We start from the raw sequence: 15,297 nt of genomic DNA on the forward strand, positions 1-15,297 counted from the left end.
CCCCAGCAGACTACTGGGTTGATAGGCCGGAGGTGGAAGCACTGTAAGGTGTGGAGCTGACCGGTACTAATAGGCCGAGGACTTGACCACAAAGCTACACATCGTCTTGTTGTGTGTAATGCTCGCGTCCACTACGCAACTCTGAGACAGCAAGCGGCTGTTTCAAGGGGTTGCGGTGGTTATGGCGGGAAGGAAACACCCGGTTACATTCCGAACCCGGAAGTTAAGCTTCTCTGCGCCGATGGTACTGCACTCGCCAGGGTGTGGGAGAGTAGGTCGCCGCCGCACAAATATTGGTTGGTAGGGCCCGCCGTGGGTTTCCCGGCGGGCTCTACTGCGTTGCACGAGGGTTAGGCCCGTCCGGGTGTCCGGGCGGGCCTTTCTGCGTTTCAGGACACCTCGTGGCATCTCTGGGTGTCAGGAGGGCATCCTCTGCGGCCCAGGAGCCTCGGGGGCTCGGCGGTTGGTTGTTGGTTCACAGGTCCGTCCGCTGGCTCCGGAGCTGCTGGCTCCAGAGTTGGCGATTCCGGAGGTGCCGAAGCTCCCGGCCGGCCTCTGCGGGGATCTACAAGGATCTACGGGGATCTCGGACGGGCCTTCTCTGTCTCCTCGCTCCGCAGTCGGCCTCTTCACAGAGACGTGTCACCGGCTGTCCGGTGGACTCAGGCTTGGTGAGGGCGCTCGACCCCCCAGGCCCAAGGTGCGGCCGTCCTGTGAGCGGCTGGAGGGCTGGGGATGGGCCAGGGAGTCGCGTGGGCGAAAGTCCTGTCGCGTGGGCGAGAGACCTTGAGTGCGCGCCTCGTAGCCCGCTGGCCTTCAGCCCGGCAGAGAGCCCTCGTGACGCAGGGCGAGGGCAAGTAAGGCCGTGTCGTCTCCCAGGAGCGGCTGTGGCGCACGCTCGGGTCGGAGGCCGGCTGTGAGAGGAGAGGAAGCTAAAGAGTTGCCCCCCGGCTCTCCATACGGCTGTGATCTCCGTTACGAAATCCGGCCGGCCGTGAAGCCGGGCCCCCAGCCCCCACATCCACCCAACCCCTGCTCCACCCCCGGTAACCGGATCGAGAGCAACCTTCGAGGTTAGGGATGCGTCTGATGTGGAAGGAGGGCTGCAAGCAAACCTTAGGCGCCTTGCAAACCGCTTGGGGCAGAGTGTTATCAGACGACAGTCCCGACTCAGGCAAGAGGCGAGAATGAACCACCCCCGCAAGACCACGACACGCCGAAGAGGTGAGGCGATGTCGGCGGTCCGTGGCACGGGTGGCGGACGGGCGAGGTCCCGCGGTGAGCCCCGCTGAGCTGTGCGGAAGGGCGCTCCCGGGTGGGGCAAGACGGTGCGATTTCGCCGATAGACACGGGCTTCTCGAGATCTTGTGCGCCGGTCTGAGAGATGATCATGCGCCCGGGATTACCCTAGGAAAGCAACGAGATATCCAGTCGAAACCGGGACGCTAGGCGTACAAAATGGAATTAACGCTGGGCGTGTCGCATGGCGAATCACGAATCGTCGGTTACCGTCAAATGTGTAGGGGCGTGCCAGTTGTGGTGGGTTCCTGAGGAAAGGACAAGCCGATGGGGGCAGTGCGCAAGGTGGCGAGCTACCTTGGCCTGGGTATCGACCAAGAAGACCGCTATTACGACGACGAGGAAGCGTACGAGGACGAGTACATGCCTGCGTCGGAGCGGGCGGCCAAGCGGTGGCGTGCCACTGTGGAGTCGTCGCGGATCGTCATGGTCCAGCCGTTGAAGTACAACGACGCGCCGATGATCGGGCAGCACTTCCGTGAGGGCCAGACGGTCATCATGGACGTCACCGGCATGCCGATGCCGGAGGCCACGCGGATGGTGGACTTCGCCGCGGGTCTTGCGTACGGGTGCGAGGGAAGAATCGAGCGGATCGCCGACCGGGTGTTCCTGCTCGCCCCGGCGCACGTGGAGATCGAGACGACCTAAGCCGCCCGAGGGCCGCGGCGCAGCAGCCGCGTGACCTCGGCGGCGTCCTCCGCCGCCTGCTTGGCCCTGGAGTCGGCTTCGCGGGCATAGGCGTGGAGCGCCCACACGGCGCCGTCGGCCAGCTCCTTGAGCTCGCCGACCTGAGTGGCGACGTAGCGCGAGTCGGATTCGACGGCCTTGTGCCGCTGCCAGAGCAACCAGCCCCCCGCGGTGCCCAGGGCGAGAGCGGGGAGAGCGAGCCAGATGGTGGCGATGATGCCGAGCAGGCAGGCCAGTCCGGCGACGATCAGCAGATAAGCGGGCCACGGGGGCGTGGCGTGCCGTGCGGTGCCGTCTTGAGTGATCTCGTGCTCGGCGGCGTCGATCGAGTCAGGGTCGGGGCCTTCCGGCCGCAATCTGATCTGGTGCCCCAGCATCGGCACCACGACCGATTCCGGCGGCGTGAGCACGGTGTCGGCCGCGAGCTCTTCGGTGACCTGCTTGAGGATCGGGGCGGCGACGTGGAGCGCGATGGCGGCGAGCATCGGGTCGGAGCCGGGGCGCAGATCGTCGAGGAGATGCCCGATGAGCGACCCCATGGGCCCTGCCGGGCCGGACAGGCCGACGAGGGCGCGCAGAACGCTCAGCGGCTCGTCCTCGGCCCAGGTGGTGGCGGGGCTGGCCGTACCGTTGGTGAGAGGCACGGTGACGTCGTCGCGCACCGAGGTGATCTCGACGCAGCGGGCCAGGAGCCGGGCCAGTTTGGTGCCGGCCTGGGCGGGCCGGGCGAGCTCGGGGATCTCGGCGAGTTCGGGGAAGTCGGCCAGCGAGGTGGGGACGACCACCGTGGGCTCGCCGGGGGCGAGGGCCTGGATCCACTGGCCGGGGTCGGCGTGCTCGTGGATGGCCAGGACGTCGAGCTTGCGCAACACGAAGATCTTGCCTGCCGGGCCGTACGCACCGCGGGCGGCGGCGAGCCAGAGCGCCCGCTGGCCGTGGGTGACCGGGCGGTCGAGGGCGAGGTCGCCGAAGGCGGTGCCGAGCCAGGAGGCGTGCACGCGGGCGCCGTGACCGGCGACGGCGAGGGCGAGGCAGAGGAAGAGCGCGGTGTTCTGCTGGTCGCGGCCGGCGGCGCGGGAGAGCGGTTCGAGCGGGTCGTCGCCGCGGAGGATGGCCAGGAGGGCCTGGAGCGCGGGGGGCAGCCAGTCGCCCGGCTCGTCGGGGAAATCAGCCTCTGAGGGCGGGACGGAACCGTTGGCCGCCAGGTGGGCGAGCAAAGCCTCGGTGTAGCGGTGCACCTCGGAGGGGCGGGTGGTGACGTGCGTGCCCAAGGCGAAGACTCTCCCCCTCATGTCATGAGCACTGGCGAAACCCGAGGTCTCCACGCTCTGGACGACCGGCTCGGCCGCCTTTGGACACTCTAGAGCGTAACGAGAGGGCGCGCCATCTCGATGGAGGCACGCCCTCTGCGCCGTGAATGAACGGGAATCTACATACGTTCGGGGGTCGCCACGCCAAGAAGGGACAGGCCCGTCTCCAGAACGCGCAGGGTCAGCGCGCACAGCGCCAGCCGGGAGGCGCGGACGTCGGGGTCGACGCCCTCCTTCACGACCGGGCACTCCTCGAAGAAGGTGCTGAACAGGCTGGCGGTCTCGAACAGGTAGGCCGCCAGGCGGTGCGGCTCGTTGAGCATGGTGGCCTGCTCGACGACCGTGCCGAAGCCCAGCAGGTGCAGGGCCAGGCTGCGCTCGGCGGGCTCGCCGATCCGGATCGGCCCGCGGACCGCGCGCGGGTCGTAGCCGCCCTTGCGGAAGATGGAGCGGATCCGGGCCTGCGCGTACTGCATGTACGGGCCGGTGTTGCCGGTGAAGCCGAGCATGCGGTCGAAGTCGAAGACGTACTCGCTGTCGTGGCTGATGGACAGGTCGGCGTACTTGACCGCGCCCATGCCGACGGCGTGGGCGATCTCGTGCTTGGTGTCCTCGTCGTAGCCGCGGTCGTCGATGGCAGCCGAGGCCCGCTCGATGGCCTCGTCGAGCAGGTCGGTGAGCTTGACCGACTCGCCGGAGCGGGTCTTGAACCGCTTGCCGTCCTTGCCGAGCATCATGCCGATCTGGACGTGCTCGGCCGAGGAGGTCTCGGGCAGCCAGCCGGCCAGCCGCGCGGCGGCGAAGACCATCCGGAAGTGGAGGGCCTGGTCGGCGCCGACGACGTAGAGGATGCGGTCGGCCTTGAGGTCGTCGGTCCGGTAGCGGATGGCGGCCATGTCGGTGCTGGCGTAGCCGTACCCGCCGTCGCTCTTGCGGATGATGAGCGGCAGCGGCTTGTCGTCGGAACCGGTGAAGCCAGGTGGGAAGACGCAGAGCGCGCCGTCGCTGTGCACGGCGACGCCCATGGCCTCGAGGTCGTCGCAGGTCTTGTCGAGCATGGGGTTGTACATGCTCTCGCCGGCGATGTCGTCGTCGGTGAGGGTGACGCCGAGCATGGCGTAGACCTTGTTGAAGTAGCTGATGGTGGCGTCCATGAAGACGTGCCACAGCCGCATGGTCTCGGGGTCGCCGCCCTGCAGGGTGGTGACCCGCTGCCGTGAGCGGATCTTGAAGCTCTCGTCGCCGTCGAACTTGACCCGGGCGGCCTGGTAGAACTCGGTGCCCATGCCGGCTTCGAGTTGCGCGACCGCGCTGTCCTCGCCGATGTCGAGCAGGTGCTCGATGAGCATGCCGAAGGGCGTGCCCCAGTCGCCGAGGTGGTTCTGCCGGATGACGGTGTTGCCGAGGTGCTCGTTGAGCCGGGCCAGCGCGTCGCCCACGATGGTGGTGCGCAGGTGGCCGACGTGCATCTCCTTGGCCGCGTTGGGCGCGGAGTAGTCGATCACGACGGTCTGCGGCGGCGTGACGGTGGGCACGCCGATCCGCTCGTCCTCGAAGGTCTGGGAGGCCTGGGCGGCGATCCAGTCGCTGTCGAGGGTGATGTTGAGGAAGCCGGGTCCGGAGACCTCCACCGTGCCGGGGAAGTCGGCGAGCCGGCTGGCGATCTCCTCGGCGACCTCCCGCGGCGGCCGTCGCAGTCGCTTGCCCAGGCTCATCGCGACGTTCGCCTGGAAGTCGGCGAACTGGGAGGGCCGGATCAGCGGGTCTGCGTTGGCGTACTCAGGACCGAACGCGCCGGCCAGCGCCTGCTGGACGCGCTCGGTGAGTACAGTCTGCGGGTCGGTCATGTTCTAAGGGTACCGGCGAGCTTGACGGCGATCGTGATGCCGGCCGCCGCCACGCCCGCCACGGCGAGCGAGATGAGGTCGTTGCCGACGTCCCCGGGCTGCAGGGCGAAGAACTCGCGTACGGCCGGCAGCGCGAGCGCCAGCAGGAAGGCGGCTCCCATGATCACGACGAGGCCGATCCGCCACATCGTCAGCGGCCGGGCGACCAGCACGAGCACCCACCACGAGGCGAAGAAGAGGGTGAGCACCGCCGCGCTCTTGCTCTCGGCGAGCGAGGAGCCGGGGGCCGACAGCAGGAAGGCGGCGACGACGGCGATGCCGGTGATCAACCCGGCCGGTACGGCGAAGCGGAGCACCCGCGGCACGAACCCGGGCCTGGAGCGCTCGAAGGTGGGCGCGAGCGCCAGGAAGAAGGCCGGGATGCCGATGGTCAGCGCGTTGACCAGCGTGGAGTGCCGGGGCGCGAACGGGTAGTCGGTGGCGAGCACGACGACCAGGAACGAGATCATGATCGCGTAGAAGGTCTTGGTGAGGAACAACCGCGAGACCCGCTCGATGTTGGCCAGCACCCGGCGGCCCTCGCCGACGACGTGCGGCAGCGTGGCGAAGCGGTTGTCGAGCAGGACGACCTGGGCGACCGCCTTGGTGGCGGGGCTGCCGGCGCCCATGGCGATGCCGAGGTCGGCGTCCTTGAGCGCGAGCACGTCGTTGACGCCGTCGCCGGTCATCGCCACGGTGTGCCCGCGTGACTGCAGGGCGGCGACGAAGGCGCGCTTCTGCTGCGGGGTGACCCGGCCGAAGACGGTGTTGTCCTCCAGGGCCCTGGCGAGACCGGCCTGGTCGTCGGCGGGCAGCGCGCGGGCGTCGACCGCGTCGGCGCCGCCGGGGATGCCGAGCTTGACGGCGATGGCGGAGACCGCGTCGGGGCTGTCGCCGGAGATGACCTTGACGGCGACGCCCTGCTTGGCGAAGTACTCCATCGTCTCGTGCGCGTCCGGGCGCAGCCGCTGCTTGAAGGTCACCAGCGCGACCGCCTCGGGCGTCTCCTTGCCGTCCAGCTCATCGGTACGGCAGAGCGCCAGCACCCTGGTTCCGGTCATGGCGATGGACCGGGCCTGGTCGTAGGCGTGCGTGCCGACGTCGAGCAGCATGTCGGGCGCGCCGATGAGCCAGGCGCCCTGGTCGGCGAAGACGGCGCCGCTCCACTTGCGGGCCGAGGAGAAGGGCACGACGTCGGTGGAGCGCCAGCCGTCCGGCATGGACGCGTAGCGGGCCTGGAGGGCCTGGGCGGTGGCGTTGGGCCGGGGGTCGACGTTGGCGAGGGCGGCGAGCGCCTCCTCGACCGGCTCGTCGGCGCGCAGGGGGATGACCTCGTCGAGGTCCATGCCGCCCTGGGTGAGGGTGCCGGTCTTGTCCACGCACAGGACGTCCACGCGGGCGAGGCCCTCGATGGCGGGGAGCTCCTGGACCAGGCAGTTGCGGCGGCCCAGCCGTACGACGCCTACGGCGAAGGCGATGGAGGTCATCAGGACCAGACCCTCGGGGATCATCGTCACCACGCCGGCGACGGCGCCGGTGATCGCGGTGGCGAAGTCGGCGGAGTTGCGCAGCAGGTTCCAGATGAGCAGCGCGCCGAGGGGGACGACCAGCCAGGTGATGTACTTGATGAACTTGGTGACGCCGTCGCGCAGCTCGGAGTGGGCCAGGGAGAACTTGCTGGCCTCCTGGGCGAGCTTGACCGCGTAGGCGTCGGTGCCGACCTTGGTGGCGACGTAGGCGCCGGAGCCGGCCGAGACGAAGCTGCCGGACAGCACCTCGTCGCCGGGCTTCTTGTGCACCGGGTCGGACTCGCCGGTGAGCAGCGACTCGTCCACCTCCAGGCCCTCGGCGGCGGTCACGTCGCCGTCGACCAGCAGCTTGTCGCCGGGACCGAGCAGGATGAGGTCGCCCTGCACCACCTGGGAGGGGTGGATCTCCTGGTCGTGGCCGTCGCGGCGGACCTGGACCGGCGTCTCGTTGACCACGGCGAGCTGGTCGAGCGTGCGCTTGGCGCGCCACTCCTGGACGATGCCGATCGCCGCGTTGGCGACGATGACGAGGCCGAACAGGCTGTCGCGCCAGTCGCCGAAGATGAGGATGAGAGCCCACAGGACGCCGATCACCAGGTTGAAGAAGGTGAAGACGTTCGCCCGGATGATGGCGCTCAACGACCGGCTGGTCTGTTTGGGCACGTCATTGGGCTTGGCCGTCGCCACCTGGGCGGAGGTGAGTCCTGTCACGAACACATCACCATAGCCGGTGCGGCCGGTGGGCGATCCGTTCTCCGATCCTCTCGACGATGCCGCCTTTGCACAGGTCAGCCGCCAGGCGGCAGGCGGCGGCGACGCCCTTGGCGGTGGTGGAGCCGTGGGCGATGACGATGGTGCCGTTGAGGCCCAGCAGGACGGCTCCGCCGTACGCCTCGGGGTCGAGGCGCTGGGCGAGCTCGCGCAGCCGGCCGCGTTGCATGAAGGCGCCGAACTTGGCCACGCGGCTGCCCTCGATGGTCTCGCGCAGTTCGTCGAAGGCGTAGCGGACGGCGCCCTCCATGCTCTTGAGCGCGACGTTGCCGGTGAAGCCGTCGGTCACGATGACGTCGGCGATGCCGGTGAGCATGTCGTGGCCCTCGACGTTGCCGGTGAAGCCGGGCAGCTCGGCCAGGAGCTCGTGGGCGCGCCGGGAGAGCTTGTTGCCCTTCTCGGCCTCGCTGCCGATGGTCAGCAGGCCGACGCGGGGTTCGTCGATGCCGAAGGCGATCTGCGCGTAGGTGGCGCCCAGGTGTGCGAACTGGACCAGCATCTCCGGCTTGACCTCGGCGTTGGCGCCGGCGTCGAGCAGGATGGTGGGCCGGGGGCGGGTGGGGAGGGCGACGGCGATGGCCGGGCGCAGGACGCCCGGCAGGGCCTTGAGGCGCAGCTTGCCGGTGGCGACGACGCCGGCCGTGGAGCCCGCCGAGACGATCGCGCCGGCGTGGCCCTGCCGTACCAGGTGGCAGGCGATGGCGATGCTGGACTTCGGGCGGCGCAGGCTGGCCAGCGCGCCCTCGTGCATGGCGAGCGCCTCCTCGGCGCGCACGATGGGGATCTCCTTGGTGGCGCCGTGGGCGGCGAGCGCGTCGTAGAGCACGCGCGGCGGGCCGACCAGGACGATCTGGAGCCCGTGCTCGCGGACCGCCTGGACGGCTCCCGCCACGATCTCGTGCGGGGCGTGGTCGCCACCCATGGCATCCACCGCGATCATTTCGGACACAGTCCGAATGGTAGGTCCCCGGAGGCCGCTACCTGCTGGTCTGGTCCCCGTTCACCGGCCTCAGCCACCCTGGGCGAGGTTCCAGTCGGTGATCCCGCGGTCGATGACGACCTTCGACAGGATGGCGCGGCCGGTGACGCGGATGACCGGGCCGCCGGAGCCCGAGCCGCCGGAGACGTTGCGCTTGCCGAGGATCGTGGTGCCCTCGTCGATGATCACGCACTCGTCGGGGACGCGCACGATGAGCTTGGTGAAGCGCACGTCGAGATGGAGGGTGATTTCGCGGCCGGGCAGCACCGCCTCGCTCAGGTCGATGACGAGCGCGCCGAAGCGGCCGTGCAGGCGCAGCTCGCGGGCGGCGGTCCAGCGGCCCTTGCGGATGGTCTTGCCGAGGACGGCGTCGACGCGGCCGCTGCCCAGGGCGAGGGGCGCCTGCTTGGCGTCGACGTCGGGCAGGTCGCGGGTGATGGGGACCAGTTCGCCGACCGTTTTCGCAGCGTAGGCGGCTTCCAGGCGGTCGAGGTGTTCGGGGCTGGTGAGCCGGCCGGTGGCCAGAGCTTCGCCGAGGACCGCGGCGACGCGGTCGCGGTCCTCATCGGACGCGCGGAGGTCATCGCTCATGAAACCACCATACGCGATATGTCGTGTCTTTGCTGGCACCTCACTGGCAACTTGCGTCCCAGTGGAACCAGAAGTGGGCGTGAGCGCGTCCGGGTATAAGGGCCCTAGACGCGCGGCAGGGCCCATTGGTTTACGCCCACACGAACAAAAAAGATGGGAAAGGCCTAGTGATCTTGAACGAGATGGGAACCCGGCGTTTCACGGCCTACTCCGCCAAGCACCTCGACGAGCTGCTCCGTCGCGCGCGGCTCGACGAGGAGGAGAGGCTCAAGGTCCGCGCGGTGGCCACCGTGCTGCCCTTCAGGACCAACGCGTACGTCGTGGATGAGCTCATCGACTGGACGGCGGCGCCGGACGACCCGATCTACCGGCTCGTCTTCCCCCAGGCGGACATGCTCCCGGCGGACGACGTGGCCCGGCTCGCCGGGCTGCTTCGCTCCGGCGCGCCGGCCCCCGAGCTCCAGGCCGAGGCCAACCGGGTCCGGCAGGGGCTGAATCCGCATCCGGCCGGGCAGATGGATCTGAACGTGCCGAGGATCGGGCTCGACCCGGTTCCCGGCATGCAGCACAAATATCCGGAAACGGTGCTCTTCTTTCCTAAACAGGGACAAACGTGTCATGCGTACTGCACGTACTGTTTCCGGTGGGCGCAGTTCGTCGGCGACGCGGACCTCAAGTTCGCCTCCGACGACGTCAAGCAGCTCGTGGAATACCTGAAGGCGCATCCGGACGTCACCAGCGTGCTGCTCACCGGCGGCGACCCCATGATCATGGGCGAGCCGGTGCTCAAGCGGTACATCGAACCGCTGCTGGAGATCGAGCAGCTCGAATCGATCAGGATCGGCACCAAGTCGCTGGCCTACTGGCCGCAACGCTTCGTGAGCGACCCTGACGCCGACGCCACCCTGCGCCTGTTCGAGAAGGTGGTCGCGGCGGGCAAGAACCTCGCCTTCATGGCCCACTTCACGCACCCGCGCGAGCTGGAGCCGGACCTGGTCGCGACCGCGGCCGAGCGCATCACCGGCACCGGGGCGACCATCCGCACCCAGGCGCCGGTCATCCGATCGATCAACGACTACCCCGCCGCCTGGGAGGTCATGTGGCGGCGCCAGCTCACGCTGGGCATGATTCCGTACTACATGTTCGTCGAGCGCGACACCGGTCCCCAGGACTACTTCGCCGTCCCGCTCGTCCGCGCCTACGAAGTCTTCCGCGACGCCTACGCCGCCGTCTCGGGGCTCTGCCGCACGGTGCGCGGGCCCTCCATGTCCGCGACGCCGGGCAAGGTCTGCGTGGACGGCGTCGCCGAGATCTCCGGGCAGAAAGTCTTCGTCCTCCACTTCATCCAGGCGCGTGACCCGGCACTTGTCGGAAAGCCGTTCTTCGCCCGCTATGACCCGAATGCGGTGTGGCTCACGGATCTGCGGCCGGCTTTCGCGGACCGATTCCCTTTCGAGCAGATTCCGCAGAATACGCGGCTTTCTGCCTGATCAATTCCCCGGAAAGGACTCGTGAATTCGCGCCGAACTCCGGCGCGCGATAAACGACGCCCGCCGCACCCCTTTTCGGGGTACGGCGGGCGTCGCGAGCGATGGGGAAGTGGTGGGCCCAGTGTCAGGGAAGTCGGACGCCGGTGCGTCGGGCGATCTGGGCCTGGAGTCTGGCCATCTGCCAATGCAGCTCAAGCAGTTGCTCGGCCAGTTGGATCCTGGGAATCTCGGACACGTCCTCGATGGCCAGGTGGTCAATCGCGGACGACAGCTCTCGCATCGCGCGCCCCCACTCCATCAGGTGTTCTAGCATCGAACGAACGTTCTAATGATAGCGGAACACGGGTCACGCTGTCAGGCGGACGACGCTCAGGTCCCTCAGGTTTCGTACACCGGCACGATGTAGCCCCGGGCGAGGGTGTTGGCGACGATGTTGAAGCCCACCACGTTCGCCGGCGTGTCCGGCGACAGGCCCAGCGACTCCACGCCGAGCGCGTGGACGGCGACGATGTAGCGGTGCGGGTAGCCGGGCGGCGGGGCGGACCCGCCGTAGGCGGCGGTGCCGAAGTCGTTGCGGCCCTGCACGCCGGGCTTGGCGTCGGCGGTGCCGTACCCGGTGGGGAGCTCGGTGGTGTCGGCGGGCAGGTCCCACAGCAGCCAGTGCCAGAAGCCGCCCTGGGTGGGGGCGTCGGGGTCGTAGACGGTGACGGCGAAGCTGCGGGTACCCTCAGGGGCGCCGGACCAGCGCAGGTGCGGGGAGAGATTCCCCCCGCTCATGCCCCAGTCGTTGAACACGTGCGCCTCGGGGACGCGCTCGCCGTCGCGCACGTCGTCACTGGAGACGGTGAGCGGGGCGACAGGGGGAAGGAAGTCGAACGGGATCGGCGGCCGGGCGGACACGATGCACCTCCAAGAAGAACGGTGCTAACGGTCCTATCAGCCTTTGTTGTAGGCCGCCATCACCTCGGTGGGATCGCCGTCCATCTTGATCTTGCCCTTGTGCAGCCAGATGACCCGGTTGCAGGTCTCCTCGATGACCTTGTGGTCGTGGGAGACCAGGAAGACCGTGCCGGCCGACTCCCGGATCTGCCGGATGCGCTCCTGGCTCTTCTTCCGGAACTCGCGGTCACCGGTGGCCAGCGCCTCGTCGATCAGGAGCACGTCGTGCGTCTTGGCCGAGGAGATGGCGAACCGCAGGCGGGCGCCCATGCCGGAGGAGTAGGTGGACATCGGGAGCTGGACGAAGTCCTCGATGCCGGAGAAGTCGACGATCTCCTGGTACTTCTGCTTGACCTCGGACGGCGTCATGCCCATGGCGTAGCAGCCGAGGATGATGTTGCGCTCACCGGTCAGCTCGCGCATCAGCGCGGCGTTGACGCCCAGCAGGGACGGCTGGCCGTCGGTGTAGACCGCGCCCTCGTGCGGCGGCAGCAGGCCGGCGATGGCGCGCATGAGCGTCGACTTGCCCGACCCGTTGCGGCCCACGATGCCGATCGCGTCGCCGTGGTAGGCCACGAAGGACACACCCTTGACGGCGTGGACCTCGGTCATCTGCGGGCGGCCCTGGCGCTTGAGGATGCGCGTGAGGGCGTTGACCGCGTTGCCCTTCTCGTGGTCGGTCGTCTTGGCGTAGACGCGGTAGACGATGTGGAGGTTGTCCACGATGACGGTGGGGGTGCCCGTCGGCGCGTCGAGCGGCGTCACTTGCGGCAGCTCCTCGGTCATCTCAGCCACGGCCGTACCTTTCCTCGGCACGCCAGAAGTACCAGAAGCCGAAGAGCAGCGCGAACACTGCCCACACTATGCAGCTCGTCATGACCCACACCGGCGGGGTGTGGCTCTCGATCAGGATGTCGCGCATCCACTCGATGTAGGAGGCCGCCGGGTTGAGGTACATCAGGTCGGCGACCCACTGCGGAAGCTTGGCGCTCTGGACCACCTTCTCCTGGATGGAGAAGAAGACGCCCGAGGCGTAGAGCCAGGTGCGCATGATGAAGGGCAGCAACTGGTTCATGTCGCGCATCGAGGCGCCGACCCGGGCCATCACCAGGCTGGCCCCGATGTTGAACATCGTCTGCAGGATCAGCACGACCGGGATCATCAGCCACAGCCAGGTCGGCATCTCGCCGGTGATCATCACGATGCCGAGCAGGACGCCCATCGAGATCAGGAGCTGCTGGAGCTCCTGGATCGTGTAGGCCAGCGGCAGGGCGGCTCTGGGGAAGTGCAGGGCCCGGATCAGCGAGAGGTTGCCCGAGATCGACTTGGCGCCCGCGGTGACCGATCGCTGGGTGTAGGTGAAGATGAACATCCCGGTGATCAGGAACGCCGGGTAGTTCACGATGTCGCCCTTGCCACCCAGGATGATGCCGAACATCACGAAGTAGATCGCGGCGTTGAGCAGCGGGGTGATCACTTGCCAGAGCTGGCCCAGTGCGGAGTTGGAGTACTTCGACACGTTGCGAGAGGTCGCGTACGTGAGGATGAAGTGCCGCCGCTCCCAGAGCTGGCGCAGGTAGACGTGGAATCTCGGCCGTGCGATGGCACGGCGAAGCCCATATCTCTCGGCGAGCTTGGCCAGCGACTCCCCGCTTCGGCCGCCCGCCTGGGCGTCCGCGTACGCGGATTCCGGCTGGCTCATGGAAAGGACTCTATTGGATGCGGGTGGATGGGATGCCTGGCGTGACGCTTCCTTCCATGAAGTCTTGGACGGAAGTCCCCCATGCCGGGTTCCAACGCTTGGTCAACCGTAGCCCAGGAACCGGCAGGGTGCCCTGTGTTGGCGCGACCACTCTCCGGAAGGGGGTATTTTTCATCAACCTCGCCCGAGGCCTTCATGTCTCTTTGTCGCATTCCAACGCCATCTTTGATGTTCCGGGGGCAACCGTGACAGAGCCGTGTGACGCGGGCAAGGCGCACGTGTGACCGAACTGCAACGCCACAGAGACGTGGTGGTGGCAAGTAGTGAGGGATAGTCGCGATCGACTGGCAGGGCGTCGGCTGGTATGACCATGTCAGCCAAAATCGGGGCAAGACAAGCTGGTCCCGTCAGGCTGCTTCGGCTAACTCGCAGCTCAGCGCTAACGCCCACCTCAGAGGGAGGAAACTTTCATAATGCGTGTTACCAAGGGCGCACAGATCGTCGCCGGTGCCGCGCTGCTGGCCCTCGCGGTTGCCGCGTGTGGCGGCGGTGCTTCCACCGGAAGCAACGCCGGAAGCGGCGAGACGCCGGTCCGTATGGAGGTCGGAGAGCCGCAGCACGCACTGGTGCCGTCGCTCACCGCTGAGTCCGAGGGCGCTGAGGTGCTCGCGGCGATCTACGAGCCGCTCGTCAACTACGACGAGAACAAGCAGCCGGTGGAGAACGTCGCCGAGTCGATCGAGTCGAGCGACAACGTCACCTGGACGATCAAGCTCAAGCCCGGTTACACCTGGCACGACGGCACCCCGCTCAAGGCCAAGGACTACGTCGACGCCTGGAACTGGGCGGCCTACAAGCCGAACGCCGCCGACGCGGCCGGCTTCTTCGCCAAGATCGACGGCTTCGCCGACGTGAACCCCTCCGAAGAGGGCGCCACCCCCACGGTCAAGGAGATGAAGGGCCTGAAGGTCGTCGACGACTCGACCTTCACCGTCACCCTCTCCGCGCCGTTCTCGCAGTTCAAGCTCATGCTCGGGTACACCGCCTTCTACCCGATGCACCCGAAGGCCTACGGCCCCGACGGGAAGCTGACCGCGCAGCAGAACGAGCAGCCCATCGGTAACGGCCTGTTCAAGCTGGACAAGCCCTACAAGAAGGGCACCGACCAGTCGATCGACCTGACCGTGTACGACAAGTTCGCGGGCAAGAAGCCGACCGGCTGGACGAAGCTGCAGTTCAAGCTCTACACGAGCTCCGAGACCGCCTACAACGACCTGGCGGGCGAGCAGCTCGACATCCACGACTCGATCCCGTCCTCGCAGCTCACCACCGCGAAGACGCAGCTCGGCGAGCGTTACCACGACGACCCCGACTCCGCGATCGGCTACATCGGCGTCCCGCTGAAGTACAACAAGGACTTCGAGAACGCCGACATCCGCAAGGCCATCTCGATGGCGATCGACCGCAAGACGATCACCGAGACCGTCTTCGCGGGCAGCCGCTCCCCGGCCGACGCCTTCATCAGCCCGGTCGTCGACGGCTACCGTCAGGGCGCCTGTGGCGAGGCCTGCACCTACAACCCGGCCGCGGCCAAGGAGCTCTACGAGAAGGCCGGTGGCCCGAAGACCGTCGAGCTCGGCTACAACGCCGACGGTGGCCACAAGGAGTGGATCGAGGCCACGGCCAACAACCTGAAGGCCAACCTCGGCATCCAGGTCACGGTCAAGCCGTTCGAGAAGTTCGCCGCCATCCTCGAGGACCTGCAGAACAAGAAGTACTCCGGCCTGTTCCGCATGGCCTGGTCCTACGACTACCCGTCGCCCGAGAACTACCTGACCCCGATCTTCAGCGAGATCGCGATCGCCACCGGTTCGAACTACGGCGGTTACATCAACAAGGACTTCGAGGCTCTGGTCGCCCAGGGTGACAAGGCCACCTCGCTGGACGAGAGCGTCAAGTTCTACCAGCAGGCCGAGGACATCCTCATCAAGGAACTCCCGTACATCCCGGTGTACTTCTACCGGACCAACTGGGGCACCTCCACCAAGGTCAAGAACGTCTCCCTCAACCTGCTCAAGCAGGTCAACTGGGCGGACATCACGAAGGCCTAAGAG

At 67.7% G+C, this 15,297-nt stretch carries 12 protein-coding genes and 2 rRNA genes; 5 read left to right on the plus strand and 9 right to left on the minus strand.

From position 1 onward, the window contains the following. The 3 genes from AB0I67_RS12925 to AB0I67_RS12935 form a co-directional block, all read left to right on the plus strand. Nucleotides 1-90 (plus strand): 23S ribosomal RNA (locus AB0I67_RS12925); the annotation flags it as partial. An 81-nt stretch (nt 91-171) separates the two neighbouring features. Continuing rightward, nucleotides 172-288 (plus strand): 5S ribosomal RNA (gene rrf / locus AB0I67_RS12930). A gap of 1,278 nt (nt 289-1,566) precedes the next feature. Then, a complete protein-coding gene (locus tag AB0I67_RS12935) occupies nt 1,567-1,947 on the plus strand; it encodes a cell division protein SepF (RefSeq protein ID WP_357922206.1) in 381 nt (126 codons plus the stop codon). Here the strand turns inward: AB0I67_RS12935 and AB0I67_RS12940 are convergent. From AB0I67_RS12940 to AB0I67_RS12960, 5 genes are all read right to left on the minus strand, one after another. After that, nucleotides 1,944-3,278: a hypothetical protein gene (locus AB0I67_RS12940; protein ID WP_357922209.1), complete on the minus strand. Its 1,335-nt coding sequence runs from the start codon at nt 3,276-3,278 to the stop codon at nt 1,944-1,946. The two genes, AB0I67_RS12935 and AB0I67_RS12940, sit on opposite strands and share 4 nt — an antisense overlap. A gap of 137 nt (nt 3,279-3,415) precedes the next feature. Then, nucleotides 3,416-5,143 (minus strand): arginine--tRNA ligase, encoded by a 1,728-nt coding sequence (argS, locus tag AB0I67_RS12945; protein ID WP_357922212.1) that lies wholly within the window; start codon nt 5,141-5,143, stop codon nt 3,416-3,418. Beyond that, a complete protein-coding gene (locus AB0I67_RS12950; RefSeq protein WP_357922215.1) occupies nt 5,140-7,422 on the minus strand; it encodes an HAD-IC family P-type ATPase in 2,283 nt (760 codons plus the stop codon). Before AB0I67_RS12950 ends, argS begins: the two co-directional genes overlap by 4 nt. Before the next feature lie 7 nt (nt 7,423-7,429). Continuing rightward, the gene (gene plsX, locus AB0I67_RS12955) at nt 7,430-8,422 is read right to left on the minus strand and encodes a phosphate acyltransferase PlsX (RefSeq protein WP_357923311.1); all 993 of its coding nucleotides are present in this window, start codon (nt 8,420-8,422) and stop codon (nt 7,430-7,432) included. Nucleotides 8,423-8,491: 69 nt separating this feature from the next. Next, nucleotides 8,492-9,052 (minus strand): DUF1707 domain-containing protein, encoded by a 561-nt coding sequence (locus tag AB0I67_RS12960; RefSeq protein WP_357922218.1) that lies wholly within the window; start codon nt 9,050-9,052, stop codon nt 8,492-8,494. Nucleotides 9,053-9,234: 182 nt separating this feature from the next. Here AB0I67_RS12960 and AB0I67_RS12965 point away from each other — a divergent pair, with 182 nt between their 5' ends. Continuing rightward, the gene (locus AB0I67_RS12965; protein ID WP_357922221.1) at nt 9,235-10,542 is read left to right on the plus strand and encodes a lysine 2,3-aminomutase; all 1,308 of its coding nucleotides are present in this window, start codon (nt 9,235-9,237) and stop codon (nt 10,540-10,542) included. A 124-nt stretch (nt 10,543-10,666) separates the two neighbouring features. Here AB0I67_RS12965 and AB0I67_RS12970 read toward each other — a convergent pair whose 3' ends face one another. The 4 genes from AB0I67_RS12970 to AB0I67_RS12985 all read right to left on the minus strand — a co-directional run bounded on the left by AB0I67_RS12970 (nt 10,667) and on the right by AB0I67_RS12985 (nt 13,183). Next, nucleotides 10,667-10,855 (minus strand): hypothetical protein, encoded by a 189-nt coding sequence (locus AB0I67_RS12970; protein WP_357922224.1) that lies wholly within the window; start codon nt 10,853-10,855, stop codon nt 10,667-10,669. A gap of 65 nt (nt 10,856-10,920) precedes the next feature. Next, the gene (locus tag AB0I67_RS12975; protein ID WP_357922227.1) at nt 10,921-11,442 is read right to left on the minus strand and encodes a YbhB/YbcL family Raf kinase inhibitor-like protein; all 522 of its coding nucleotides are present in this window, start codon (nt 11,440-11,442) and stop codon (nt 10,921-10,923) included. 36 nt (nt 11,443-11,478) lie between these two features. Continuing rightward, entirely contained in the window at nt 11,479-12,267 is a 789-nt protein-coding gene (locus tag AB0I67_RS12980) for an ABC transporter ATP-binding protein (RefSeq protein WP_357923313.1), read from the minus strand. Between the two features lies 1 nt (nt 12,268). Next, on the minus strand, nt 12,269-13,183 hold the full coding sequence (locus tag AB0I67_RS12985; protein ID WP_357922230.1) for an ABC transporter permease: 915 nt from the start codon (nt 13,181-13,183) through the stop codon (nt 12,269-12,271). Nucleotides 13,184-13,656: 473 nt separating this feature from the next. On the opposite strand from AB0I67_RS12985, the gene AB0I67_RS12990 reads away from it, so the two are divergent. Beyond that, nucleotides 13,657-15,294, plus strand: a complete 1,638-nt coding sequence (locus AB0I67_RS12990) for an ABC transporter substrate-binding protein (protein WP_357922233.1) — start codon at nt 13,657-13,659, stop codon at nt 15,292-15,294. The last annotated feature ends 3 nt before the right edge of the window (nt 15,295-15,297 follow it).

The organism is Nonomuraea sp. NPDC050310 (genome assembly GCF_040655795.1).
In the GTDB taxonomy this organism is placed as follows: Bacteria; Actinomycetota; Actinomycetes; order Streptosporangiales; family Streptosporangiaceae; genus Nonomuraea.